Below are 23,449 nucleotides of genomic sequence, written 5' to 3' on the forward strand. Positions count from 1 at the left end.
CACATCTGAAGGAGGAAATCATTCATGAATATCCCTTTTGTTAACGAACCATTCACATCCTTTGCAGTCCCGGCCAACCGGGAAGCTTTTGAGAACGCACTTCGCAAGGTGGAGGCTGAACTTGGCCAGGAATACTCCATTATTATTGGTGGACAAAAAATAACAAGCGCCCGCACGGTATCCTCCGTGAATCCTGCGTACAAAAATCAGATCGTCGGAAAGATCTATCAGGCCGATCAAGAGCTTGCCGAGCAGGCCATCCAAACAGCTGCGGAAACATTCCGCACATGGAAACATACGGACCCGAATGAACGTGCCCGTTATTTGTACAAAGCGGCGGCGCTCATGCGGCGGCGTAAGCATGAATTTTCGGCATGGATGGTGTACGAAGCAGGCAAAACATGGCCAGAAGCGGATGCAGATACAGCGGAAGCTATTGATTTTATGGAGTTTTATGCCCGTGAGATGCAGCGTCTGAGTGAACCACAGCCGCTCACACGAATTGCAGGCGAAGATAATGAATTGAGTTATATTCCGCTTGGTGTGGGAGTTGTAATTCCACCATGGAACTTCCCACTGGCGATTATGGCAGGTATGACTTCTGCTGCATTGGTATCTGGCAACACGGTTGTATTGAAGCCAGCCAGTACAACACCGGTTATTGCTGCCAAATTCATGGAGCTGCTTGCAGAAGTGGGTGTGCCGGACGGCGTAGTGAACTATTTGCCAGGACCGGGCAGTGAGGTTGGCGATTATCTGGTGGACCATGCGCTCACCCGTTTTATTAGCTTCACAGGCTCCAGAGATGTCGGTCTGCGGATCAATGAGCGTGCAGCACGCACCGCGCCGGGACAGAAATGGATTAAACGGGTGATTGCTGAAATGGGTGGCAAGGATTCAATTGTTGTAGATAGCGACAGTGATCTGGAATTGGCTGCGGAATCCATCACGGCTTCAGCGTTTGGTTTCTCGGGACAGAAGTGCTCTGCGTGTTCCCGTGCCATTATTCATGAAGATGTATATGACGAGGTACTGCAAAAAGTGATTGAACGTACCAAGCAACTGAGCATGGGCAGTCCGCTTGAAGTCGGAAATCAGGTAGGTCCGGTTATCGATGACAAGGCGTATGCCAAGATCACAGAATATATTGAAATAGGCAAGGGTGAAGGACGCCTTGTACTCGGTGGTAGTACAGGAAACGAGGCAGGTTATTTCATTGAACCGACCATTATTGCCGATGTGGACCCGCAAGCGCGGATTTCACAGGAAGAGATTTTTGGACCGGTGTTGGCCTTTATCAAGGCAGAATCCTTCGGGGATGCATTGGATATTGCCAATAATACCGATTATGGACTGACAGGTGCGGTGATCTCGCGCAATCGCGAACATCTGGAACAAGCCAGACGGGAATTTTTTGCGGGGAATCTATACTTTAACCGTAAATGCACAGGTGCACTCGTGGGTACACATCCATTTGGCGGATTTAACATGTCGGGAACAGATTCCAAGGCAGGGGGAAGAGACTACTTGCTGCTGTTCACCCAAGCGAAGTTGGTATCCGAGAAATATTAGTTGAAAATTGGGTCTGGGCCCGCTGTAATCGCTTGGTTTTTATGCTATCATTTCCTGAAATAGTCTTTGTTCGTCAGTATACTGGAGTAGCTTGAGTAGCGCTTAAGGGGGGAGACGGATGTTAGGATTTCAGTTGGTGCAGGAGGGGCGTATTCGATTATCCATTACGCCGGAGATGAAGCAATCCATTCATCTGCTGACCTTGTCGGGTCAGGAGCTGACTCGTTATTTGCAGGAGGCGGCGGATGAAAATCCGGTGCTTGAGCTAGAAGAGCCCTCTACCCTGCGCACCCGTCTTCCCCGACGGTTGAATCAGGAGAGGTTCTCCTCTTATGATCCGCTGTTACAGATGAAAGGCGCTGAACCTACACTTGAACAACTGTTGATATCTCAGCTTCGGTTGCAGAATCTTACACCTGCAATGGAGACAACAGCTGTATATTTGGCTGGTTGTGTCAACGATGATGGCTATCTACCGATGGAATTGACTGAGGTTGCATCGGCAAGGGGAATATCGATGCCTGAGGCTGAAGCAGCCCTGGACATTCTCCAGTCGCTGGACCCGGCAGGTGTGGGAGCGCGCAACTTGCGTGAATGCTTGTTGCTTCAGATTAGGCGTGATCCATTAGCTAACCAGCATGCGGAGTACATGGTGGCGAAAGGTCTGGAGGAGTTGGTTCGTTTCCACCCAGGCAGAGCAGGAACAAGACTAGGGATTTCTTCACAGCAGGCTCAGGCAGCCTATGACTATATTGCTTGTCTAGACCCGAAACCTTGCAGATCCATCGGTTGTACGGAACGTCCACATTATATTATTCCGGATGCCGTTGTGCAGATAAGGAATGATGAACTTTCTCTACGTTTAAATTCAGCGGGTGTGCCGCGGGTATCCCTGAACGAAGCTTGTTATCGCTGGATCAAGGAGATTGATGCAGATGAGGTATGGTCAGGCCGGGCAGCAGAGGCGAGAGCGATCATTCGCAGTGTACGCATGCGTCGCCGAACTCTGATGCGTGTCCTAGCTGCAATCATGAGCGAACAGGAATCTTTTCTGCGTGAAGGACCTGCCGGTTTGAAGCCGCTCAATCTGGCGATTATTGCAGAGGCCATCGGCATGCATGAGTCGACGGTGAGCCGTGCGGTCAATGGCAAATATGTTCAGACACCGCATGGTGTCTTTGAACTCAAGGCTTTTTTTGCATCAGGTCTTGAAACAACGAATGGAGAAATGGCCTCTGCGCCGGCGGTGAAGCTCAGACTGAAAGAGCTGATTCGTTCTGAACGGGCGGAACGCCCATACTCGGATAGCCAACTCACCGCATTACTCGCGAATGAAGGCATCGTTATCTCCCGCAGAACGGTTGCGAAATACAGGGAAGAGCTTCAGATTTTGCCTTCACTTGAACGGAAGCGCTGGGCATGAATGACGTTTGCCTTCATTATATATCCTAAACAAGTAACCCCCGCGAGCCGTGGTAACGGTCTGCGGGGGTTATTCGTTCCGATTTAACAGCAATCGGAAGGTTGTTCTATCATCGGAGTGTCAATGTAAATATTCATTAGTGGAACTTAAACAGCTTACTACCGTTCCATATTGTGCAGGAAGTGCTCACCTGCAATACCAGGAGTAGTCATCTGCTCCGGATGCAAAATTTCTTCCAGTTCTTCCGGTGTCAGTAGACCCCGTTCCAGAATGATCTCCTGCAAGGTGTTTCCGGTCTTCAACGCTTCCTTCACAATGGAGGCTGCCACATCATAGCCCAGATGTGGATTAAGCGCTGTAATTACACTAAAGCTCTGCTTCATAATCAATGCACAACGCTCACGGTTCGCTTCCATCTCTTCAACGGCATAACGAGTAAAGACGTCGATACCATTATTCATGATTTTCAGCGATTGCAGCAAGTTGAACGCAATAACAGGGCCCATGACGTTCAATTCGAATTGACCAGCTTCACAGGCCATGCAGATCGTATGGTCATTCCCCATAACCTGGAAGGATACCTGATTGATCACTTCCGCCATAACCGGATTCACTTTGCCCGGCATAATGGACGAACCTGGCTGACGCGGTGGAAGACGCAGCTCATTGAATCCTGCGCGTGGGCCAGAAGCCATCATACGAATATCGTTACAGATTTTGGACAGACTGACAGCACATACTTTCAGTGCAGCCGACAATTCCAGATAGGCATCCGTATTCTGTGTGGCATCCACAAGATCCTCGGCCGTTTGCAAATTCAATCCTGTCACATCGGACAGATGCTCCGTGACTTTAACGATGTATTCGGGTTTCGCGTTGAGACCTGTACCTACAGCCGTTGCACCCAAGTTAATGGTGAGCAGGCGGCGATTTGCGAACTCCAGACGCTCAATATCACGTCCGATAACACGCGCATAGGCACCGAACTCTTGTCCAAGTCGAATAGGCACAGCATCCTGAAGATGTGTCCGGCCTACTTTGACTACATCGTTAAATTCCTGTTCTTTTTTGCGGAACGCATCCTGCAAACGCTTCATCGTATCAAGCAACGTTTCCGACAACCGATACGCAGCAATGCGCAGTGCAGTTGGGATCACGTCATTGGTGGATTGGGACATGTTCACATGGTTATTCGGGTTACAGTGGAAATAGTCACCCTTGTTCTGCAATAACAGTTCCAGTCCACGATTGGCCAGAATTTCGTTCATATTCATATTCATGGAGGTGCCTGCACCGCCCTGAATGGAGTCAACAATAAAATGATCCAGATGATGGCCTTTCATCATTTCTTCAGCAGCCATGACGATGACATCGCCAATTTTGCGTGGCAGCATCTTCAGCTCCATATTCGTGATTGCCGCAGCCTTTTTCACCGCAGCCAGAGCTGTAATCAGTTCCCGGTGTACAGGAACGCCGGTAATCGGGAAGTTCTCTACAGCCCGAACCGTCTGTATTCCGTAATAAGCATAAGCAGGAATTTCTTTTTCTCCAATAAAATCTTTCTCCGTCCTTGTGGACATTGTAGACATTTCGTTCGCCTCCAGTGGCATCCAAAAATAGGTCAGCTCCGGCAATGCCGAAGCGCACTCAGTATATCATTTAAGCAAAATGGATGCCAAGCTAAATCATTTCATCCTACTTGCCGATAAATAATTTAAATTAAGGATATCACTTTGGTGGATTAAAGGTTCAGTCAGTCAAAACTCGTCTTATCAATTATGCTCCACTTAGAGGAGAAGTCATGCATGAAGAATAAGATGGGTGTTAATTTGTCGTTTTCAGTGATCTAAATCACATGTAATTTGGTTATCTATTGGTAAAATAGGAAAAAAGGACTATGAGGTGTGAATATGAAATGGACTTTAGGCGCAAAAACCGTCGCAGGTTTGGTACTGATTTCACTGATTACGTACGGAACTAGCGGCTTTTTTATATTTTTCCTTCAGGATTGGCTCTCGTTCTCCATGCCAAGCTGGTTGTATATCTCTATCGTACTCATCATGGGCGTATGCTGGAACGCGATTCTGGGCTGGTTTGCCTCTCGTTGGTTGACTCGTCCAATTGTGCATTTGTCCCGTGCGGCACAACAAGTCTCATCGGGGGATTTGACGGCCGAGATTCCAGAGCGGAGAACACAGGATGAAATTACTGTATTATATGATGCTTTTCGAGTAATGGTTTTTAATTTGAGAAGCATTGTAAACGATATTACAGATAGTACACGTACAACCTCACAGAACGCCCAGTCACTTAGTGAAGCAATCGCCCAGGCAGCGGAGCAGATCGAGATGATGTCTGATGCGGTGGATCATATTGCTGTGGGTGTGGAAGACCAGAAGACGACATCACATCAGTCTTTGATTACAGCGGATGAGATGTTGAACGATTTTCAGCGTATGCACAGTCAGTCGATTGGGATGACAGAGATGTCCGGCCAGATGGAACGTTCTGTAGATCATACGAAGCAGACCTTCTCTTCTTTGATGAAAGGAATGGACGAGCTGACGGAGTCACACAACCGTTCCCGGGACATCATGGTCCTGCTTGAGAAGGAAGCCTCGGATATTGAAGCCATTACTCAGTCTGTCAAAAACATTGCAGAGGAAACAGGGCTGCTTGCCCTGAATGCTTCCATTGAGGCTGCACGTGCGGGAGAAGAGGGATCGGGCTTTGCTGTCGTTGCTCAGCAGATTCGTAAGCTGGCAGATGAGAGCAAACAATCGGTGCATCGGATTAATGAGCTGATCAGCCGTGTTCAGCAGCGTATCAAGGATACAGCCCAACTGATTCATGAACAGCATGGCCTCGTTGTGAATGAGTCCGAGCGCACGATCTCTGTTGATCAGACATTGCAGGAGCTTACAGGTACGGTAGAAGTGTTTATGAAGGGCGCTCATGAAATCGGATCCAAAATTGGGGAACAGACCAGCCGCGTAGAACAAACGCACGGCCATGTGAAAAAGATTCAAGGGAAAGCCGGATCTTTCTCGGATGAGGCAAGACGGATTATGGATGCGGCACATGAAGAGACGGCAATTATGCAGGAGATTTCATCCTCGGCTGAAGAACTGAGACAGTTAACAGATCGATTAATGGACAAAACGAAAGCATTTCGGATGCAGCCTTAAGCTGTTTCCGGGGTGTTTTTTTGCTTATTATGGTTAAAGCCGAACGTTCTTTCGTAGAAACTGAAATATGTAAAGATTTTTTTATGAAACATTAACAAAATCGCAACGCTTGGGCGATAAATGAAGATATAATGGTAGTATTCCACTACAGATTAAGGAGCCCAGCATATTGAAAACTTGGACAGGTATCCTGCTGATGATTATTTTGGCGGTAGCGACGATTAGTACAACTTCGTCTGCCAGAACCATGAATGAATCGCAAAAACAGCTTAACATAGATGATCAATCCAGCCAGACCTCAGCGGTCGTGGCTTCCAATATAGAAACAATGAATGAAGCAGCGTTTACAACGAAGGAAACGATTCCTGTAAAGGGAGAGTACGTTTCGGTTGCTCCAGAAAATGAGAATGTAAGACTATACCCCATGAAAGTCGAAGGTTCAGGATATATATATAACGGAATGGTGTTGGAAGTGAACGGCAAGAAACGTGAATTCAGCAAATGGCAAGGAGAAGGCGGATCCTACAAACCCGAAGTGCACGAACTGGATCTGAATGGAGATGGCAAGAAGGAGATTGTTGTGTTGTTTACAGCTGGTCATGGTACAGGCATCTATCTGGGTGAAGCACATATTATCGATCCAGAAACGCTGGAAGAGATGAAGATGCAATCACTGGATGAGATTGTGAAGCAGCATGTAAATTCGAAAATCAGTGTTACACCAGGTCAGGTGACGATCAACGTTACCGTTGATGGTGTTCATTCAGAACCTTCCCTAATGGAGGAAGACACGAGCGAGGGAGTGTATAACGAGCAGCTCAAGTTCGGCGGTGTTGTTTATTACAGTGTGGAGAATGGCAAGTTGGTTGTGTCGGCATCCGGTGCATACGGTATGGGTTTATATGACGGTGACTTGAACTTTGCCTATGACTATAAAGATGGCGAGTGGCAGGCTGTGGACTTGGAATACAGCACGGAAGAGTATGAAGATGAGTACTATGAATCTTTTGATTGATCGGAAGTAATCAGAGAAGCGCAGAATAGCTGAGAACAATGATAAAAAAATATGTCCCCACGGTCTGAAATGACAGAGGGAAACGGGTGAGGCTGAAAAAATGATGTACCTTTAGCCTCGCTTTGTGCTATCCAAAATCGAATTTTTTTTCAGAGATTTACCATGAAATGGTTGACACAAACACTTTAGTCGTTTAAATGTATAAAGGATGGAACTCATCTATTTCATACTTTAGGAGGGATCATTCATGAAGAAGAAGGTTGTATTGGGCTTAATGGTGGGTACACTAACTCTCGGCATCGGCACTGGCGCACTCGCAGCAACGGGTCTGGAACCGATCAAAGCATATTTGAACAGCAAGATATCTCTGAAATTAAACGGGACGACGGTAACAGCCAAAGATGCTAATGGGAAAACGGTATTGCCGATTACTTACAACGGAACGACCTATTTGCCAGTGCGTGCAGTCGGCACACTGCTCGGTACAGAAATTACGTATGACAGCGCGACATCATCCGTTAACATTGGCAGCAGTAATGGATCTGCACCGCCATCCGAAACCGGCAAGCTGACATTAAGTTCGCTGGGAACTGCAGCCTTGGGCACCTCGGACTGGCATACCAAAGATCCGGCCGAAACGGCGTACAAAGGCAAAGATTACAAAGATGTTTACCTGCATACCGACACAGCCAAGCAAGGCAAGAGCTTCCAAGTTATGACCCAGAAAAAGTATGCCAAGCTTCATCTCGATTTGGCTGTTCTTGGCGGTTCACAGAAGCTTGAGATTATGGACGAAAACAATACAACGCTCAAGACGGTATCGCTTGCTCCTGAAGACGGATTGGTTGGGGTAGACGTGGATGTTGCAGACACGGATGCCGTCTTTGTTGAAATCGTTGATGAGGACCCGGGTGCCTCCCTGTTTGTTCCGTTGACGACCTCATATTTAACCAAAAAATAAACGAGATATTAAAAACGATTATCGCCTATGCATCAGCCGGATGGTTGTTCCGGATTGGCATAGTGATAATCGTTTTTTTGTTCTTTTGGGACGTATGATCAGGTTAGCGAATTGCTGTATCGAGCGGTTTGAGATTCGCTTCAATCTCTGCACGGCGACCTTCAAGGAATGGAGGCAATGCCAGGGACTCTCCAAGATGAGCCAATTCTTCATCCGTGTCGAAGCCGGGACCATCGGTTGCCAGCTCGAACAGAATGCCATTGGCTTCACGGAAGTACAGGGAGCGGAAGTAGAAACGGTCTACGAAACCGGAATTCGGGAATCGGAAATTATGAACCCGTTCTACCCATTGTTTCAGTTCTTCTTCATTATCGACGCGGAAGGCAACATGGTGCACGCTGCCTCGTCCAGGGCGTTCTTGGGCAAGGTCATTTCGTTCTTCGACATGCACCTCAGAGCCATTTCCACCTTCACCGGATTCGAAGACGAGTACATCGGGTTGGCCTGCGACAAAAGCAGGATAGGTTCCTTTTTGACGGAAGCCGAGCAGTTCAGTAAGAACTGGAGCCGTAAGGGACGCATCTCTAACGGTAAGATGGACTGGGCCTAAGCCTACAATGCCATACTCGACAGGTACAGGGCTTTGTTCCCAAGGTTTGCCCCCTGCAACACCTGTATTGTGTTCATCAGAAACCAGAATCAGACGTTGTCCTTCAAAGTCCGTAAACGAGAGAGTGGCACGCCCACCGCGTTCAGTGATTTCTCCATGAGGAACATCGAATTCGTCAAAACGCTGTTGCCAGTAAGTCAGGGCTGCATCGCTAGGAACACGAAGTGATGTTGCTGAGATACTGTTCACGCCTTCGCGTGTCTGTCCGGCCATCGGAATTTCAAAGAAAGTAAGTTCGGTACCCGGATTCCCTTTTTCATCTCCATAGAAGAGGTGATAGACCGAAACATCATCCTGATTGACTGTTTTTTTGATCAGTCGCAAACCCATGACGTTGGTGTAGAACCGATAATTCTCAGCGGCGTGTGCGGTCAGTGCAGATACATGGTGAAGTCCTTTAATTTGCATTATAAATTCCTCCTGGTGGCTAATTTATTGTTTATAATATTTCCGTTAAGAAAGTTACTAACTTTTTGTGTGTTTTGTTGTTGGATTTATCTTAACATAAAGATATTTAAAATACAATCCTAATTTAGAATTCCATCTGGACAGTGCATTCATTCAATGACAAAATGAAAAAGTTAACATTAAAGAGATAAACTGTGTTTGTGTAATGAGAAGGAGAGAAGAGGAACATGGCTTATCCTCAGTGGCTAGACCCTTATGATGCAAAACCGTTTATGCTGTTTTCCAGTTCCCACCTATGGGCGATCGGTGTGATTGCTGCACTGGTTATATTGATATTCCTGTTTCGGAATTGGCTGCGGTCCTGGGCACCGCACACACGTCGTACCTTTCGGATCGCTCTGGCATGTGTCATGTTCGGCTGTGAGATTGTGCTTCAGTTCTGGTATGTATATGGGGATGTGTGGAGTCTACAGACTTCATTGCCGCTGGAGTTATGCAGTCTGTCACTATTGTTATCTGCGCTGCTATTATTGACACGCAGCCGACTGCTGCATTCTGCATTGTTATTCGCAGGAATAGCAGGGGCATTGATGGCAATTGTAACGCCTAATCTCGGTTATGGTTTTGCACATTTTCGTTTCATTCAATTTTTTACTGCTCACGCTTGTATTATTCTGGCGTTGCTCTATATGACTTGGGTGGAACAGCTTCGTCCAAGCTGGAGATCTGTGTTGGGTTCGATGATATTCGTGAACGTGGCTGCGTTGGTCGTATATGGTGTGGATGTCCTGCTTGACGCCAATTATATGTTCCTGAGACACAAACCGAATACGCCTTCAGTGCTCGACATGTTGGGCCCCTACCCCTTGTACATTCTTGGGGAAGAGGTATTGGCGTTAGTCATGTTCTCCCTAATGTACGTCCTGCTCTTTGCCATTCCGGAGCGGCTGAATAATCGAGTGAAGAGAGGAAAGAGTTCAGCGCTCTAGTTAAAGGTCATCCGATACCGATAGTAGGCAGCGGGAGCTGTTCTTCGTTCTTCTATAAAGATATATTTCAAACTAAACATCCCGCAGCGGTCTGGATATCCAGATCGTTAGCGGGATGTTTGGCTGTTAACTCCACATGGAACATGTTTCTAATCTTTATCCACGGAGCAAAGATTCCGCTCCATCCACATAGATCCGGGTACCGGTCACATGGGAAGATTCATCGGAAGCGAGGAAGAGCACCAGATTGGCGACTTGCTTCGACGTTCCAGGTTCACCTTTGAGTGGATGTTCATGACCTTCCGGAAATTCAACCGGGATCTGTACTTCTTTCAGATCGTCCGAAGGATAGGTGTTGTCATCGATGTTCGTGTCTATGGCTCCTGGGCAGACGGCGTTGACACGAATCTTGTAACGAGCCAGTTCCAATGCTGCCATCTTTGTAAAAGCCGTCTGACCTGCTTTACTGGAAGCGTATGCAGAGAACCCTATGCCAGAGAATACACGGTTACCGTTGATGGAACTCGTAATAATAATGCTTCCTCCGCGGTCTTTCAAATGGGGTATGGCGTACTTCACAGTTGCGAACGTACCGCGCATATTGATGCCCATCGTCTGATCCCAGTCCTCAGGTTCCATCGTTTCAATGGGAGCCATCGTGCCGTTGATGCCCGCATTGGCAAATACAATATCAAGCTGTCCAGCTTGCTCTGCCACCTGATTGATTGCTTTCTGCACGTTGTCCGGTTTGGATATATCACATTCAATGACGTGGCCTTCTCCGCCTGCATTCTCAATCGTCTGTTTGGTTTTCTCAGCATTCTCCGGGGTCCGGTCCAGCATGAACACTTTGGCCCCATGCTCAGCGAAACGAATGGCTGTTGCCTGACCAATTCCTGAGCCACCTCCGGTTACAATCGCAACTTTCCCTTGCAAACGTTGTTCAGTCATCCTGATCCCTCCGTATCGTATGGATTATCAGTAACTCTCTATCTCTACATACCCGACTAAAGAGTGATGAATCATATGCACGATACAAAAAAACAGGACCGTTCAACGGCCCTGTTTCTATCATTTAGATATCATGATGATCTGATTGCTGCAAAAATTACTTGTGTTTCTTCCAGTCCAGCGAACTGTTATTCAACAGGTACTCAAAATCATTATCTTTTCGCTTCTGTTCCGCTTTACGAGCTTCTTCCGCCTGCAGGCGTTCCTGCTCTTTGCGGTCTGCCTCGGCAGCCTTGGCTTCATCCGCCTGAGCTTTCAGTTTCTCTAACACATCACTGCTCAGCAGATCCTTTAGTGTGGTCGGTTTATCCCGTGCTGCTTTGGGAGCAGGGGTGTGTTTTTTGGATTTTGCCATAGAATAATCTCCTCTCAAAAACATGAATCAGCTTCCATTATCGTTCAGTAAATATATTATATCAGGTTCACCAAACCCATTCCATGAAGCTGAGGGACAAAAGCAGGAAATAGGGGGTTACGTGACGAATGAAAACGGGTATAAATTCATATATTATTACCGATACTGCGACTATTCCCTGGAGAAAGGAGTCGTTGTTCGTGGAAGTAAACCGTAGTTTACTGAAAGGGCTTGCATGGGGTGTTGCTTTCAGCTGTCCGCTATGGATTGCGATCATCGGTTGGTTGCGTTTGATGGGATGGATGTATTGAGATCAGCGGGTTGCAGAGCTGCTGCATATAGAGTTGTGCCGGAAGAGGGCATTTTTTATAAAGTCATTTATGTAAACGCTAACATTGAATAAAGCTCTGCCTTGCGTGAATACGCAGGACAGAGCTTTTGTTTGTCTTACAGGTTGTGAATTAAGATGGATAACTAAAATCCGTTCCAAAGGTAAGGTTAAGGCATTTTTACCGGTTCAGGATATTCTACTCCTTGAGTGTCGACAGTGACTTTTTTCATCACCTGATCCGTAACCGGTTTGTCTTGTTCGCCTATTTGTTGAGCAGCTATTCCATCAACGACGTCCATACCTTCTGTCACTTTGCCAAAGGTAGCATAAGCGTTATCCAGATAATCAGCATCCGCTAACATGATAAAAAACTGGGAGCCTGCGGAGTCCAAATCATTTGTCCGCGCCATGGAGATAACCCCACGCGTGTGATTAAGGTGGTTTTTATGACCATTGGATGTAAATTCTCCTTTGATCGCATAACCTGGGCCGCCCGAACCATCGCCGTTTGGATCACCACCTTGAATCATAAAGCCTGGGATAACACGGTGAAAGTTCAAACCGTCATAGAAACCTTTATTCGCCAATGAGATAAAATTGTTCACCGTATTTGGTGCAATCTCCGGATAGAGCTCGATGACGATTTTCTGACCATCTGACATTTCAATTGTGGCTACAGGATTGGGACCAGTAGGCTCCACTGGAGCCGGTGTTTCCGTCGCGCTGCTTGCAGGGCGCCCACAACCACTAATGACGATAAGCAACATCGCTAGAACCAGCGACACAGCTGTTGTTTTTTTCCACCGAAAAGACATGAGAACGTTCCCCCTTGCATCTCTGCATAATATATTTAGTCAGAATTATTTTCGGATAATCCCTCAACTATCATACCGTTTTTGCGGACAAGATGGCAATGCAAGGCAGGATATTATGGGCGATAAGGGATGGTGTAAATGCTTACAGAGGTGTAAAATAAGGAAAATGCTTCCGCAGTCAGGGACGTACGGGTCTGTTCCGTCCGCTCCAATACACGGCAGTCCCGGCGTCAGTAACGGAAAGGGCGTGCGGGTATATGGACTTCTCGTGGAAGCGTAATCTGGTGATTTTGTGGATTGGTGTGTTTTTTTGCAGCACCGCTTATTCGATCTCCATCCCATTTCTGCCTTTGTTTCTGAGTGGCGATCTGGGCGTTCGTGATCACCTGGAGTTCTGGTCAGGGCTTGCCTTTGGCATCACGTTTCTGGCAAGTGCGCTGGTGTCTCCCTTCTGGGGATCACTGGCTGACAAATACGGGCGCAAGCCAATGCTGATCCGGTCGGGATACAGCCTTGCGGTTTTGTATTTGATCAATTATTTTGTGCAGGACCCGTATTCATTAATCGTGGTTCGTTTGTTTCAGGGATTGCTCGCGGGGTTTGTTCCGGCGGCGATTGCACTGGTTGGTACCAACACACCGGAAGAGAAGACAGGGTATGCTCTCGGTATCATGTCTACAGCCGGAGCAACAGGAGGTATAATCGGCCCATTAATTGGTGGGGTGGTAAGCCACTATTATGGCAACCGGAATGCATTTTTATTTTCCAGCATCGTAGTATTGGTCTCGGCGTTGATCGCAACCTTCTGGGTCAAAGAAGAGAACTTCAACCGGAACAAGGCACGTTCTCATGTGATGGATGACATCCGTGAAGCCAGGGCCAATAAATTATTTATTACGGTGCTTGGCATGATGGGCATATGTACCTTCTCCGTGATGATTCTGGAGCCGTTATTGACGGTATACGTGATGGAAATGGGCATTCAGCCCGATCGTGCTTCTCTCAGCTCGGGCATTATTTTCTCTGCGGTTGGTGTGGCTACGGTTATTATGGCACCGCGCTGGGGTAAGATCGGTTCGCGAATCGGTTATGGCAAAGTTCTGATCATTGGCCTCGTTGGTGGGGCGATTGGTAACCTGCTGCAGTTTTTCACTACAGGTTATATTGGATTCGGCATCTTGCGTTTTGTGTATGGATTGTTCTTTGCTGCGGTGTTCCCGGCGATTAATGCAATGATTGTGCAAGTGACAGAACCTGGCTTCCGGGGAAGAGCATTCAGCCTGAATCAGTCGGCTTCCCAGATCGGTACGATGGCGGGGCCGATAATCGGTGGTGTTCTGGGTGGCTGGTTGCCGATTCGTTGGATTTTTATCATCAATGGAGTGGCGCTGCTGATTACCGCCATTGTGGCGAAATGGTCCCGACTGGAGGAGAAGTTGCCGGGAGCGGGCAAACCTTTGGCGAAGTAATCAAAAAATGTTAAAACGTGAAATGGCTAATTGGATAGCAGAGAGAGGGATGGCACCGTACGAAGACGGTAGCCATCTCTTTTTCAGGATAAAGTCATTGTTATTACGAAATTAAAACAAAAAGAAACCTTTTGGGCAAGAGGCTTCCTATATTCTTAATGAATCTGTAATGCGTTCCTATTCATCCAAGGATGAATCTTTTCGTGGACCTTCAACGCCTTCAACGTTCTCCTTCGGAACGGCATGTTCAACAGCATCAAGCTGATCCTCATTTGCTAGGGCTTCGGGAAAGGAATCTTCCGTGAACAATCCAAAATTCGGATCAATATCCCGCTCGGTTACCAGATTATCGGGCTCATGTACTTGTCGCTTGTGATTATCCTTCATCGTGTCTGCACCTCCTAATTCAGGCTGTGACAAGAGGATTAGCGCCGTGGTGGAATATCGTTCTCCGGTTTCGCATCTGCCCCAGCGCCGTTTAGCAGGTCCGTCCCGTGAAGAGCGTTGGGGTCGGGTGCCGCAGGATCAACCGGACTATTCGGTTGAATAAGATCAGCATCAGGTACGGATTCGAGTGCAGGCTCCGCTGTCCGTGACTCCAATTCCGGTTCTTCCGTAGCCGCTACAAGGGGCGGATACACTGTATTATCAGTATCGATACGTTTTCCCGTAACTTCATCAAAAGTGTCTATGTCACCTTCAGGGACTTCGGTTTCCAGTGGAATATCACGGGACCTCTGATAACGGTCGTAGTAACGTTCACTCTCTTCATTGCTAATCGGTCTGTCTGACATAAGTAGCACTCCCTCTCAGTGGATTATATTTATTGGTTGTTTTTTTTGATTGTGCAGTTATCTTGAAAAGAAAGGTTCTTATTTCGTAGTTACCCAAAGGGCTAACGTTGTAATCTCGCACCCATTATGATTCCCTTGTGTTCCCAAAATATAAATATAAGCTGAAAGTGAATAATGTACGGATTACAGATTCAACGTATATGCTTTAAAATTTAGGAAATACATATTTGACCAGAAAGTACAGAAATCCAAAGAAAATAATGATATAAGCCGCATACTTGATAAACGTGGAAGCGACCATACTTGAATCCGATTTGTGTTGGACATCCTTATGTTCTACCTCTACCGTTCTGTGTGGCTCATTCATTTGAATCACTCCTCATTGGTAAGTGTTTGCTTTGAGGAACATTACACCCGGAAGGGACGATTGAATCGCAGAGATCAGTTTTACAGCTTTTCATCTTTGGCCTATGATATGATGAAACATGGATATATGAGGGAGGGATTCCAATTGGATTGGTTTACGCTGGGGAATATGATCACTCTAATCCGAATCGGGCAAAAAGCGTCTACGCCCGGGTTTTCCCGTACCGTTATTCGTCGTCCGGACGGGCTGTTCTGGGTAGGCGGGATATGGTCAGGACAGATTGTCCAGTTGCGGGACTATCTTTTCTCGGATATATGGACGATCTATGACGATGAGGAAACAGAGCAGTGGTTGGAATATCGTACGAAGATTGAACAGAAAGAGCGCGAAATGATTGAGAACCAGTTCGAAGATCTGCGCGGATAATGGAGAAAACACTCGGAATCTATCAAATAAATGGAAATAAAACTATAAATCTACTAAAATGTGAATTTTCATTTTCCTACAAGAAGGTGACACGTCAAACTGTGGCGAATGATAAATGAGAGAACTTGGGGATAGAGAAAATAAGAACTTTGAGGTGCTGTGAATGAAAAATGTGCCCAAAGCTATCATCATCTTATGGATAAGTATGTTGAATATTCTCTGCTTGCCGCATGATTTCGTCTCAGCGACTGCAGGAGAAGTTGACAAACCTGTATCCATTACGGGATGGGAAGTAAAATGGGGGAACGTACACGATCAGGGATTCATCAGTGAGGTTCAAGGTACGGAGGAGATCTGGGAGAAGCAAGGTTCTGAAAAGCTGGAATACAGCAGCGTAGAAGCTCCTTCGGGTTCCATGTGGACTCGTGTGACCATTCCTAAAATAAACGAAGATAGCTCAGCAATCCGTTTTGAGAATATTAAAGGGAACCACATTGTAATCTACTTGGACGATCGTAGGGTATATGAGAATTATCATTACAATTATGATAACAACGCTGTGTTGTTACCCTTATCAAGTGAGAATTCAGGTGGAAAACTTTACGTATGGTCAGAGAATGAAAAAGGCAGACTTGGCATCTACGGAACGGTTCAGGTTGGGCCTTATGCTACATTACAGGAAAAGTACATTCACAATGGACTGCTTGATGTGATATTGGGAGCGACCTTTGTGTTCACGGCTCTAACGATGCTGAGTTGCACTTTTTTCCTGGGCAAATTCCATAAAGGGTTGTGGATTTCGCTATGTATCGTGATGGGTTCAATCGGAACGATGATTATCACCTATTCACAGTTTTTATATACGTTCTACCAGGTTTACGGTAATCTGTATTCCGTATTGTTTGACCTGGCTATGCTGATGGGCATGCCTGCACTCTGTTATTTTTTTGAACAAATTATCGGACCAGGTCGTTATGGCATCTTTACCAAACTAAGAAAATTCCAATTCATCTATTCTGTAGTTGCTGTGGCTGCTCTGATGATTGATTTTATTTCAGGCGGTCAATGGGACATGCTCTATAGTTTGTTGGTTCAGAACGTGATTGGATTCGTTCTCGTAATCCTGTTGAGCATCTTAATGATCGGCACCATCTCCAAAGCGCTTCAACGGAGCCGGGAAGCTCTTTTGCTTGCTACGGGATTCGGCACATTTGCCTTAATCAGTGTTGCTGAACTACTGTGGTATTACCAGCGTAATGGAACATATCATCTGATATGGTGGAAATGGTCCATGGTTGCTTTTATTATCTCACTTATTGCCATACTGGGAAGCCGATTTGCTGAAAAACATACCAAAGTGCTTGAATACTCGAAAGAGTTGGAATTGTTCAATAATGAATTGCAACGATCCGAGAAAATGGAAATCATTAGCGAACTGGCGGCGTCGGTTGCTCATGAGGTTCGTAATCCGTTGCAGGTGACACGAGGATTCCTTCAGCTCATGACAGAGCAGGAAGACAACAAAAACAAGGGATATGTGCGGATTGCTTTGGAGGAGCTTGATCGGGCTTCCGGCATTATTACCGACTTCCTAACGTTTGCCAAACCGGAGTTCGATCATATTGTCTCTCTCAATATCGCGGATGAATTTAATCATATTGAAGGCATTCTTGTACCGATGGCTAATCTGGAAGGCGGTAAAATAACAACTGACATTCCGCCAGATCTATGGATTAGAGGGAACTCTTCCAAGTTCAAACAGGCTTTTATTAATATTATTAAGAATAGTATAGAAGCGCTGCAAGGACAGGGTCAGATTGATATTTGGGCCTATGCTCAGGATGGGGTTATCAAGGTACATGTTAGGGATAATGGTGAGGGCATGGATGAGGAAGCGCTGGTCCGGCTTGGGGAGCCTTATTTCTCGAACAAAATTAAGGGGACAGGCCTTGGCATGATGGTGACCTTCCGAATCGTTGAAGCCATGCATGGGCAGATCAGTTTTACAAGCACAAAAGGGGTAGGAACAGAAGCCGTTGTATCTTTTGCCGCGTTCGTCGAATGACGAGCGGTAGAAGTGTACGATGGCTTTTTTGTTCGCTACCCCTTGTGCCGTTCAATTACATATTCAATCTAATCCGTTTAGCTTCTCCACGGTCCGCAATTTACGTCATAATCCACTTTGGCTGGATTGGGAGGAATTACGAGAACGTAGTCGTTCTGTTGTTCTTCAACGGTACGGACTTGAATGTGTTCAGGAATATCAATGCCAAATGCTTCGCGAAGCGCTTGCTTTGGGTTGGAGTGCAGTTGTTGTCTGAAGTGCTCATCGGTCCAGGCCTTTTCAATAATATCCTCGTGCAACGTTTTCTCTGATACCATCATCGTCAACATTCCCTTCATATTTAAAATTCAACTGTACCAGCTCTTCTTTTGTGGTTAGGACAAATGTTGTTTCTCGCTGATCCAGTAATGAAACCCGCCTTGAAGAAGCACTTTTTTGTGTTGTTCAATGTCCTGAACAGTTTGTCCCAGAATGCCGCATAAGTAAGAATTAAACGCTTCGAGATGCGAAATTCCCGAGTTAGAAGATGTTAGTCTGATGTTATATTGCTGAGCAATGTCTACATAGGAGTTCATCAATTGAGTATTGTATACATTATCATGTACACATTCGCTTACAGGATGAGCCGGGTAATTATGTTCCAGTGCTGCGGATATGTGGGAGAGGAAGCTGTTGTAATTTCCATGCACAGCATCTTGTTTGGTGTCTGTGAAGTCATCTGTCATCTGGAGAGTCATCAGTGCAATGTTGACGGCAGAACATACCGGAGTGATACGATGCTCCTGTTCCAAAAGAAGCAGTGAGCCAGCAGCTCCAAGCAGAAGTGGGGCAGCTTTTTGGGCGATTAATAGCGGGCTTCTCTTGAAATAATCGATGGAGTTCTCACCGGTGACGCTCATGGCCCAATCCTCCACATACTGTCTGAAATACGTCCAGAACGGGGAAGAAAGGCTGAATAGCTCTGAATAGGCACAGATCGCATCCACGTAGTAAAGATTACCCAGTGATAATTTCAGTGTCACATCTTCTGGCTGTTCGTCCATAACTTCATCCTGATTCAGAAAATATAGCATATGCAGGAGACAAGCAGTACTCAGTTTGTGTGCCTTCTCTGGAGGTAGACCATCCGAGAGTTGCATCCACAATGGAATAATGTAGCCAATGTAACTGTGACCCGAATCTCGTAACAAAGGATTGACCAAATGAAGTTGTTCTAGTGCATGTTCTGACATTGGTTCAGGATATTTCTGTACCAGCTGCTCTGCTGCAGCGAACACCACCTCCACATCGGATCTAAACGGATCAAACCATTCTCTCCGCATCGTTTGGTTACGCCCTTCCCAAAATAAAGTAATAAGGACTATTCGACTAGATCATGAAGTTACTTCCAGTATACCGGAAATGAATTGAAAAAAATAGGAGGTTTTGTGATGAATTGTGAAAAAAACAATGACATTTTGTATTTTTATGGCATAAAAAAGCGGAAGTTAGGCTCAAACTAAGAGAGCACAGGATTTTGACATATGAAAGGAAGAAGAGAAATGAAATACAGATGGAAAAAATGGATGGCAGCCGGACTGGCAGCCGTATTTATAACAGCATCAACCGGCTATACGGCATCCGCTGATCCAAATGGATCTGTTGAGGATCATGTGGCGACACCATCTTCCTCCTCAAACCAGACCAAGCCATGCATGCAAGCAGGTCATGGCCTGTTTATGATTGGAGAAACCGCGGACCTGCTCGGTATTGGGCTCCGTGATTTAAAGGAACAGATGGAGCTTGGCAAAACGTTGACTCAGATTGCCAAGGAGCGCAAGGGACTTAGTGAAAATCAATTGTTGGAGAAGCTGAAGCCCTCGCTCTCTCAGCGATTGGATAAAGCAGCCGAAGAAGGCTGTCTCACGAAAGAGCAGGCAGCAGCAGCCAAAGCAGGAATGGATACCAAGCTGAAGAAGGTAATTAACACACCACTGCGGGAATTAAGACGTGAGTTCGCTCACCACGGCAACAGACGTCCGATGATGGACAAGGGGGCTATTGCACGCTTTATCGGCATCACCCCGGAGCAGCTCCATCAGCAGCTTCAAAGCGGGAAATCACTGGCTGAGATTGCTCAGGCAAAAGGCATCAGTGAAACGCAACTGGTAGACAAGCTGAAGGAGCAGTTGACGGGTGACCTGAAAAGGTTCGTTAATCAGAAGGGCAATGCACATCAAGCTCCTGGTCCTCACGAACCTGTACCCGGTCGATCCGCTTCAACAGAAGTGAAGTGACAAAGAGCGTCTTCCACGAAGGGAGACGCTTTTTCTATATTCGACTAGAATTAGCTGGTTTCCGGACTGCGGTTTGCGCTAGCTGACGGATTGCGCTCCGGTGAACTTGTTCTGCTCGCAGAAATAGTATCATGCAAACGGGGACTTAGGCGTTTCTTCCGTTGTAATCCTATGGTGAAGCGTGAACCAGGAAGTTGGGAAAGTCCCCAACTGATTGCAAGGGACGTTGCTACGGTAACAAGAAACGAAAGCAATGTTATCGGTAGATGCCATCCGGTTAGTGTAAGTGGCCGGGTAATATACGCAATGCAATAGATAACCAGTGCATGAACCAGATAGCCACCAAAGGAATATCGGCCAATCCACGTCAGGAGACGCTGAAATGGTGTATCTTTGCCTCGCAGCAGTACAAGGAACCCATAGAACATGAACATCTGAGCCATGATGATGATGAATGTCGTGGGCTTCAGATAGGTTGAGATATTCAGATTAACGACATCGCTTGATCCCCGCAGCACATCATATCCAAGCCAGATGTACATGCCGATAAACAGACAGACCATCCAGGGCAATACCTTTGCAGTCCAACTTCTCCAACTATCCACTGACCAGGCACAGACTGCCCCCAGCAAAAAGTAAAACCAGTACATAACCCATGAATAAGAGCGATATTGCAGCAAACCCGACCAGGGTTGGGGTAAGGAAGCTGTCCACCCGCCCATATCGTAGTAGGACCATTTCATAAGTAAAGTGTATAATGCCATCCCAATGAGAATCAGCGTGATGACGGATTGCATCGGGGTGAAGCGTGTACCTTTTTCAATACGTTTCTGAATGAACTTGGCTCCCGCAAGAAACAGGGGAAACAGAATATAGAACTGAAACACCATAATCACAAACCACAGATGATATCCCGTCTGGGGGAGGAATAGTTCACGAACAAAACTCCGGAAGTCTGGCATACCCGAAATCCAGAACTCAGGGGTGAATATCCGGACAAATAACCAATAGATGAACGTCCATACCACAAAGGGCACATAGATATCTCCAAACCGCTTACGGATAAAACGGGGGTAATCCGGTTTGGTGTGACTATGATGATAGAACAGCATTACACCGGACAGAAAGACAAATGTCGGCGTACCAAAACGAGTCAGATGATAAATCATGGTCAGCATGATGGAATCGGGTTGTTCAATATCGGCGCGATATATATATTCTGCGATGTTATGCTGCATCACAATGGCGAGAAATGCAAGGCCGCGCAGTTGAGTCCATTCCACGATTCGCGGTTTATTCACGTGTATTCCTCCTTCGTGTAACCGGAATTCATCATTTAAGGGTACCTGTTGAACATTAAGGCTGCATTAAATGGGGAAAATAGGTACAAAAAAAAGATGGCGGCAGCCATCTTTTTAATCGGAGCATCATTGCGATACCTGCCTCATTTTGTTTCCATTCCATTTAGTTTAAGTCTGGTACTTTTGTTGATTCATCCTCTGAGGATTTCGCATCTTCCTCAAACAAATTCTGAATGTATGCTTGGAGTTTCGGTTTATTCACACCGAGTACTTGGGCAGAACCTGCAAGTTCATTGGTAAGCAACTTGTTAGGAGGGATCTGCTGTTTATCGATTTCATTTACGTTAATATCGAATCCGAGCGAAGCTAATTTTAACATCTGTGTTGGACTGAGGTCTGTCTCGATATATGGAGCGACAGCTTCCAATATTTCAGGAATCTTGAAGAGTGACGTAGTGCTTTGCATCTTCTTAGCCAGCTCAGTCATGAAAATCCGCTGCCGCTCGGTACGCGTAAAGTCTGATGTGGCATCATGCCGGAATCGCACATATTGGAGGGCGGTCTTACCGTCCATGTGCTGAAGTCCTTTTTTGAGATCAATATCGTACATATGTTTATCTGCTTTGCTGGTATAATACATGTCTTTCTCCACATCAATATCGATCCCGTCGACAGCATCAACCAGCGCCATGAATCCGATAAAATCGGTATACACGTAGTGCTGGATAGGGATGCCGAGCAAGTCACCGACCGTTTGTTTGGTTAATTCCGCTCCGCCGTAGGAGAAGGCCGCGTTGAGTCTGCTCTTTCCGTGTCCCGGAATATCAACATATGTATCACGCAGAACAGAGAAGAGATGGGCTTTCTTGGATACCGGATCAATGGAAGCGACCATGACCGAATCTGAACGGCCAGCATCATCTCCCCTGGTGTCACCTCCAAGCAGCAAAATGTTAACTCGTTCCTTCCCTTCCCATTTAGGAATAGGGGTGGTTGGATTGTCCGTATTTTGGTTTGTTTCAGAAGTGGAAGTCTCGGAAGCGGTTGAGATGCTATTGGCAAAATGAACGATCGAGTATCCGTAATATACAATGACACCGGTTATGGCAAGTGCCAGGGTTAGGGATGTCCCCCATAACCATTTCTTAAGCATAATCTTCACCTTTCTATGAATGAACTATTATGTAACCCAAACTAGTTTAACAAAAAGTAAGAGAAATGTCCTCTTTGATTTCGAAAGTTCGGTTACCAGGCGACATATTTGACAAATAGTTAGTGTATATTTATTATGTAAAAAATAATCGTGATTTGTGTAATGGAGGTATTAAACGACTGTTATGAATCAATCTGTATTTAATTGGATCAACCAGTTTGCAGACCGAATTCCGTTTCTGGACTGGTTTATGATTACATCAGCTGAATATGCGGTTTGGGTTATGATAGGGCTTCTTGTGATTGTGTGGTTTCTTGGCAATCCGTCGAAGCAACGAATTGTGTTTTATGCGTGTGTAGCTTCGATTGTAGCACTTGTTTTGACAAAATGGGGAATTTCACCTGTGGTAGGTCATCCAAGGCCGTTCATGGAAGGCACGGTGCATCAACTGGTTCCTCATGTACCAGATCCATCATTTCCAAGTAAACATGCTTCCTTTGTATTCGCGCTCGCTGCAGCTTCGTTTTTTATCGGGCGTCGCTTCGGTATGTGGATGCTGTTGCTTGCTGTGCTGACAGGAGTGTCGCGTGTCTATGTAGGTGTACATTATCCTGGAGATATTCTGGGCGGATTCATTCTAGGTAGCCTGGTCAGTGTGATCTTGATCGCTACGCGTAATTATACCAAGTCGATTCCCGATTTCTTCATTAACATTCATCGGCGGATTTTCCGTTAGAAACAGTTGAATATAATAGGGATCAGAAGAGAAGTATCGGATACGAGAGCCTTAAGTTTTTGGTGAGCCAAAGACTTAAGGCTTTTTTGTGTTTATTTCGAAGTTAACTGAAATTTACAAAAAT

The 23,449-nt window shown here is 46.1% G+C and carries 24 protein-coding genes; 12 read left to right on the top strand and 12 right to left on the bottom strand.

Features of this window, described 5'->3' with window-relative positions; all coding sequences use genetic code 11:
- Positions 1-24 precede the first annotated feature (24 nt).
- Positions 25-1,572: an L-glutamate gamma-semialdehyde dehydrogenase gene (gene pruA, locus PTQ21_RS10885; protein WP_063564616.1), complete on the top strand. Its 1,548-nt coding sequence runs from the start codon at positions 25-27 to the stop codon at positions 1,570-1,572.
- 118 nt (positions 1,573-1,690) lie between these two features.
- A complete protein-coding gene (rpoN, locus tag PTQ21_RS10890; RefSeq protein WP_274569857.1) occupies positions 1,691-2,995 on the top strand; it encodes an RNA polymerase factor sigma-54 in 1,305 nt (434 codons plus the stop codon).
- 158 nt (positions 2,996-3,153) lie between these two features.
- Here rpoN and PTQ21_RS10895 read toward each other — a convergent pair whose 3' ends face one another.
- On the bottom strand, positions 3,154-4,584 hold the full coding sequence (locus PTQ21_RS10895; protein ID WP_063564614.1) for an aspartate ammonia-lyase: 1,431 nt from the start codon (positions 4,582-4,584) through the stop codon (positions 3,154-3,156).
- A 321-nt stretch (positions 4,585-4,905) separates the two neighbouring features.
- Here PTQ21_RS10895 and PTQ21_RS10900 point away from each other — a divergent pair, with 321 nt between their 5' ends.
- The 3 genes from PTQ21_RS10900 (at position 4,906) to PTQ21_RS10910 (ending at position 8,159) form a co-directional block, all read left to right on the top strand.
- On the top strand, positions 4,906-6,183 hold the full coding sequence (locus PTQ21_RS10900) for a methyl-accepting chemotaxis protein (protein ID WP_090807939.1): 1,278 nt from the start codon (positions 4,906-4,908) through the stop codon (positions 6,181-6,183).
- Positions 6,184-6,352: 169 nt separating this feature from the next.
- Positions 6,353-7,198 carry a hypothetical protein gene (locus tag PTQ21_RS10905; RefSeq protein WP_274569858.1) on the top strand — a complete coding sequence of 282 codons (846 nt, stop codon included), beginning with the start codon at positions 6,353-6,355 and terminating at the stop codon, positions 7,196-7,198.
- 247 nt (positions 7,199-7,445) lie between these two features.
- Entirely contained in the window at positions 7,446-8,159 is a 714-nt protein-coding gene (locus tag PTQ21_RS10910) for a stalk domain-containing protein (protein ID WP_274569859.1), read from the top strand.
- Between the two features lie 103 nt (positions 8,160-8,262).
- Here the strand turns inward: PTQ21_RS10910 and PTQ21_RS10915 are convergent, their stop codons facing one another.
- Entirely contained in the window at positions 8,263-9,237 is a 975-nt protein-coding gene (locus tag PTQ21_RS10915; protein ID WP_063564610.1) for a ring-cleaving dioxygenase, read from the bottom strand.
- 227 nt (positions 9,238-9,464) lie between these two features.
- Here PTQ21_RS10915 and PTQ21_RS10920 point away from each other — a divergent pair, with 227 nt between their 5' ends.
- The gene (locus PTQ21_RS10920; RefSeq protein ID WP_274569860.1) at positions 9,465-10,226 is read left to right on the top strand and encodes a YwaF family protein; all 762 of its coding nucleotides are present in this window, start codon (positions 9,465-9,467) and stop codon (positions 10,224-10,226) included.
- Between the two features lie 156 nt (positions 10,227-10,382).
- On the opposite strand, the gene PTQ21_RS10925 is transcribed toward PTQ21_RS10920, so the two are convergent.
- Both PTQ21_RS10925 and PTQ21_RS10930 read right to left on the bottom strand, forming a co-directional pair.
- Entirely contained in the window at positions 10,383-11,177 is a 795-nt protein-coding gene (locus PTQ21_RS10925) for an SDR family oxidoreductase (protein ID WP_063564608.1), read from the bottom strand.
- Positions 11,178-11,334: 157 nt separating this feature from the next.
- A complete protein-coding gene (locus tag PTQ21_RS10930) occupies positions 11,335-11,592 on the bottom strand; it encodes a YqkE family protein (protein ID WP_274569861.1) in 258 nt (85 codons plus the stop codon).
- A 128-nt stretch (positions 11,593-11,720) separates the two neighbouring features.
- Between PTQ21_RS10930 and PTQ21_RS10935 the strand changes: the two genes are divergently transcribed.
- Positions 11,721-11,903 (top strand): hypothetical protein, encoded by a 183-nt coding sequence (locus PTQ21_RS10935; RefSeq protein ID WP_024632483.1) that lies wholly within the window; start codon positions 11,721-11,723, stop codon positions 11,901-11,903.
- 187 nt (positions 11,904-12,090) lie between these two features.
- Here PTQ21_RS10935 and PTQ21_RS10940 read toward each other — a convergent pair whose 3' ends face one another.
- Complete coding sequence (locus tag PTQ21_RS10940; protein WP_063564606.1) at positions 12,091-12,738, bottom strand: peptidylprolyl isomerase; 648 nt, start codon at positions 12,736-12,738, stop codon at positions 12,091-12,093.
- A 257-nt stretch (positions 12,739-12,995) separates the two neighbouring features.
- Here PTQ21_RS10940 and PTQ21_RS10945 point away from each other — a divergent pair, with 257 nt between their 5' ends.
- Positions 12,996-14,207, top strand: coding sequence for an MFS transporter (locus PTQ21_RS10945; RefSeq protein WP_063564605.1), 1,212 nt, complete (start codon positions 12,996-12,998; stop codon positions 14,205-14,207).
- Between the two features lie 177 nt (positions 14,208-14,384).
- Here PTQ21_RS10945 and PTQ21_RS10950 read toward each other — a convergent pair whose 3' ends face one another.
- From PTQ21_RS10950 to PTQ21_RS10960, 3 genes are all read right to left on the bottom strand, one after another.
- Complete coding sequence (locus PTQ21_RS10950; RefSeq protein ID WP_274569862.1) at positions 14,385-14,594, bottom strand: hypothetical protein; 210 nt, start codon at positions 14,592-14,594, stop codon at positions 14,385-14,387.
- A gap of 38 nt (positions 14,595-14,632) precedes the next feature.
- On the bottom strand, positions 14,633-15,001 hold the full coding sequence (locus PTQ21_RS10955; protein ID WP_063564603.1) for a hypothetical protein: 369 nt from the start codon (positions 14,999-15,001) through the stop codon (positions 14,633-14,635).
- Between the two features lie 205 nt (positions 15,002-15,206).
- On the bottom strand, positions 15,207-15,368 hold the full coding sequence (locus PTQ21_RS10960) for a hypothetical protein (RefSeq protein ID WP_017690239.1): 162 nt from the start codon (positions 15,366-15,368) through the stop codon (positions 15,207-15,209).
- A gap of 144 nt (positions 15,369-15,512) precedes the next feature.
- Here PTQ21_RS10960 and PTQ21_RS10965 point away from each other — a divergent pair, with 144 nt between their 5' ends.
- Both PTQ21_RS10965 and PTQ21_RS10970 read left to right on the top strand, forming a co-directional pair.
- Complete coding sequence (locus PTQ21_RS10965; protein WP_274569867.1) at positions 15,513-15,794, top strand: hypothetical protein; 282 nt, start codon at positions 15,513-15,515, stop codon at positions 15,792-15,794.
- Positions 15,795-15,957: 163 nt separating this feature from the next.
- Complete coding sequence (locus tag PTQ21_RS10970) at positions 15,958-17,859, top strand: sensor histidine kinase (protein WP_274569868.1); 1,902 nt, start codon at positions 15,958-15,960, stop codon at positions 17,857-17,859.
- Between the two features lie 77 nt (positions 17,860-17,936).
- Here the strand turns inward: PTQ21_RS10970 and PTQ21_RS10975 are convergent, their stop codons facing one another.
- The gene (locus PTQ21_RS10975) at positions 17,937-18,197 is read right to left on the bottom strand and encodes an NHLP leader peptide family RiPP precursor (RefSeq protein ID WP_231952686.1); all 261 of its coding nucleotides are present in this window, start codon (positions 18,195-18,197) and stop codon (positions 17,937-17,939) included.
- Between the two features lie 36 nt (positions 18,198-18,233).
- Complete coding sequence (locus tag PTQ21_RS10980) at positions 18,234-19,181, bottom strand: hypothetical protein (RefSeq protein WP_063564600.1); 948 nt, start codon at positions 19,179-19,181, stop codon at positions 18,234-18,236.
- A 219-nt stretch (positions 19,182-19,400) separates the two neighbouring features.
- Here PTQ21_RS10980 and PTQ21_RS10985 point away from each other — a divergent pair, with 219 nt between their 5' ends.
- Positions 19,401-20,135, top strand: coding sequence for a hypothetical protein (locus PTQ21_RS10985; RefSeq protein ID WP_090807953.1), 735 nt, complete (start codon positions 19,401-19,403; stop codon positions 20,133-20,135).
- 50 nt (positions 20,136-20,185) lie between these two features.
- Here PTQ21_RS10985 and PTQ21_RS10990 read toward each other — a convergent pair whose 3' ends face one another.
- Positions 20,186-21,436: an acyltransferase gene (locus PTQ21_RS10990; RefSeq protein WP_274569871.1), complete on the bottom strand. Its 1,251-nt coding sequence runs from the start codon at positions 21,434-21,436 to the stop codon at positions 20,186-20,188.
- A gap of 163 nt (positions 21,437-21,599) precedes the next feature.
- Positions 21,600-22,589: an LCP family protein gene (locus tag PTQ21_RS10995; RefSeq protein ID WP_269053569.1), complete on the bottom strand. Its 990-nt coding sequence runs from the start codon at positions 22,587-22,589 to the stop codon at positions 21,600-21,602.
- Between the two features lie 184 nt (positions 22,590-22,773).
- Here PTQ21_RS10995 and PTQ21_RS11000 point away from each other — a divergent pair, with 184 nt between their 5' ends.
- The gene (locus PTQ21_RS11000) at positions 22,774-23,325 is read left to right on the top strand and encodes an undecaprenyl-diphosphatase (protein ID WP_269053570.1); all 552 of its coding nucleotides are present in this window, start codon (positions 22,774-22,776) and stop codon (positions 23,323-23,325) included.
- The last annotated feature ends 124 nt before the right edge of the window (positions 23,326-23,449 follow it).

Origin of the sequence: Paenibacillus marchantiae, assembly GCF_028771845.1 — a bacterium.
Taxonomy (GTDB): domain Bacteria; phylum Bacillota; class Bacilli; order Paenibacillales; family Paenibacillaceae; genus Paenibacillus; species Paenibacillus marchantiae.